Genomic DNA, 2,719 nt, shown 5'->3' with positions numbered 1-2,719 from the left:
ACCTCGGCCACCGGGTAGCGGTTCAGGGGGCGCATCACCATGAAGGCCAGGCGTCCCGCGATGAAGCCGAACAGGCCGCCACCGATGAAGAAGCGCAGGAACAGCAGCGGCGCGCCGCTGGCATCGGCCTCCTCGGCGCCATGGCCAGGGCCGCCGCCGGCGGTCAGGATGCCGATCAGGACGATATAGAGGGTGATGGCCGCGGCATCGTTCAGCAGGCTCTCGCCCTCGACCAGGATGGTCAGGCGCCGCGGCGCGCCGGCGTCGCGGAAGATGCCGATCACCGCCGCCGGGTCGGTGGTGGCGACGATGGCGCCCAGCAGCAGGCACAGCACCAGGCTCTGGCTCGACGTGCCCCACAGGGCGATGCCGACCACCAGACTGCAGACCAGCACGGCGACGACGGCGAGCGTCAGGATCGGCGCCACGTCGTCCATCATCCGCCGCACATCCATGTGCAGCCCGGCCTCGAACAGCAGGATCGGCAGGAAGATGTGGAGAATCGCCTCGGACCGGATCTCGCCACCGGTGACCGCATGGGCGAATTCGGACAGCGGCCCGCTGCCGCCCAGCACGCCGGTGGCGCTGGCGACCGAACCCAGCGCAATGCCGAGCCCGGCGATCAGCACCGAATGCGGCAGCGACAGCCGGGTCGCCAGGGGCTGCAGCAGCGCCACCAGGACGATCAGGATGGATATGGCGAGTACGGCCAGGGCGATGTCGGGCATGGCTTCCCATCGTCAGAACCGGGCGTCCCCCCGCCCGGCCCGGCGATACTACACGACGCGCGCGATCTGTCGCCGGTGATGGTGGTCACTGGAGGATGAGATCAGCCTGGCGCGAAACCGAAGCGTGCCGATCTCGAGCTCCCATTCTATTTTATTGTCATCCTCGGGCTTGACCCGAGGATCCAGGGGCTTTCAAGAGCCGCTCTCGGTGCCCCCTGGATTGCCGGGTCAAGCCCGGCAATGACAATAGAAGTCGAGATCAGGAACCCTATTCGACAACCACCGCTCAGCCGGGTCAGAGCACGAAATCCGCCGCGACGAGCGCGATGGTGCCGGTGAGCTGGATGTGGAAATCCGCGGCGCCGTCGCCGTTGACGTCGCCGGCGACGGTGGTGACGCCACCGCCCTGGGTGAAGCGCAGCTGCCCGGCGACGCCGGTGAACAGACCGCTGCCGATGAAGGCGAAGGCCTGGTCGCCGGCCGCGCCGGTGTTCGCGTCGATCGCCGACAGGTCGATCCGGTCGCCCTGGGCGTGGCTGAAATCGGTGATCCGGTCGGCATTGGCGCCGACGACGCTGTCGCCGGTCGCGGCATAGACGAAGCGGTCCGCGCCGATGCCGCCCGTGAGCGTGTCCTTGCCGGCGCCGCCCTGGATCACGTCGTTGCCCTCATAGCCGTTCAGCGCATTGGCCCCGCCGCTGCCGATCAGCGTATCGCCGGCCTTGCTGCCGTTGACGTTCTCGATCGAGACATAGGTATCGCCCGCGGCGTTGCCGCCGCTGCCGGTGCCGGTGGCGAGATTGACCGTGACGGCGGTGGCCTCGCCCCAATAGCTGGCGAGGTCGGTGCCGGCGCCGCCGTCGAGGTGGTCGGCGCCGCCGCGGCCGCGGAGCACGTCGTTGCCGTTCCAGCCCTGCAGCGCGTTGGCGCCGGCATCGCCGGAGAGGGTATCGCTGCCCTGGCTGCCGCTGACATTCTCGATCCCGGTCAGGGTGTCGCCTTCGGCCTCGCCGCCGCTGCCGGTGCCGGCGGCGAGGTCGACGACCACGGCCTCCGGCCGGTTGTAGTAGCTGGCAGTGTCGATCCCGGCGCCGCCGTCGAGATGGTCGGCACCGCTTTCACCGTAGAGCACGTCGTTGCCGTCGCCGCCGTTGAGGGTGTCGTCGTCATAGCTGCCCAGCAGCGTGTCGGCGCCGCCGAGACCGTTGAGGATATCGTTGCCGGACTGGCCGCCGAGAATGTTGTTCCCGGCCGAGCCGGTCAGGATATCGTTGCCGGACTGGCCGCCGAGAATGTTGTTCCCGGCCGAGCCGGTCAGGACATCGTCGGCGACGAAGGCGCCGTAGACATTCTCGATGCTGGAGAACACGTCGCCCGCGGCATCGCCGCCGCTGGCGGTGCCGGTGCTGAGATCGACCGTCACGGCGGAGGACCCGGTATAGTAGATGGTGTCGATCCCGGCACCGCCGTCCAGCTGGTCCGCCCCGGTGCCGCCCGTCAGGCGGTCGTCGCCGGCGCCACCCAGCAGCGTATCGTTGCCGCCCAGGCCTTCGAGATCGTCATCCCCGGCATTGCCGGTGAGGACATTGGCGGCGATGTTGTTGCCGATGAGCGTGTCCCCGCCCGCGCCACCGATGATGTTCTCCATATCGACGAAGCTGTCGCCGGTGGAGTCGTTGTTGCCGCCGGACCCGACGCCGGAGAGCAGGTTGGCGACAACCGCGGCGATGGCGCCGGCATAGCTGACGGTGTCGATGCCGGCGCCGCCTTCGAACCGGTCGCCGCCGGCGCCGCCGGTCAGGATGTCGTCGCCCAGGCCGCCGACCAGCCGGTCGTCGCCGATGCCGCCATCGATCAGGTCGATGCCGCCGCCGCCATAGATGATGTCGTTGCCGCCGAGGCCGTTCAGGGTGTCGCCCAGCGCCGTCGCCTGCGGGATGTCGGTGTAGCCGGGCGGGATGACCACCCCGTCACCCAGGATGTGGATGACA

General features: G+C 69.2%; 2 protein-coding genes. Both read right to left on the bottom strand.

Annotated features, from left to right (window positions below):
• Positions 1-728 (bottom strand): cation:proton antiporter (locus ABDW35_RS35190; RefSeq protein WP_343718489.1); only part of this gene is annotated, 728 nt, incomplete at its 3' end.
• Between the two features lie 295 nt (positions 729-1,023).
• A partial coding sequence (locus ABDW35_RS35185) for a calcium-binding protein (RefSeq protein ID WP_343718488.1) occupies positions 1,024-2,719 on the bottom strand: 1,696 nt, incomplete at its 5' end.

The organism is Inquilinus sp., from assembly GCF_039594555.1.
GTDB lineage: Bacteria > Pseudomonadota > Alphaproteobacteria > DSM-16000 > Inquilinaceae > Inquilinus.
This window is presented reverse-complemented; position numbering and strand designations above follow the sequence as displayed.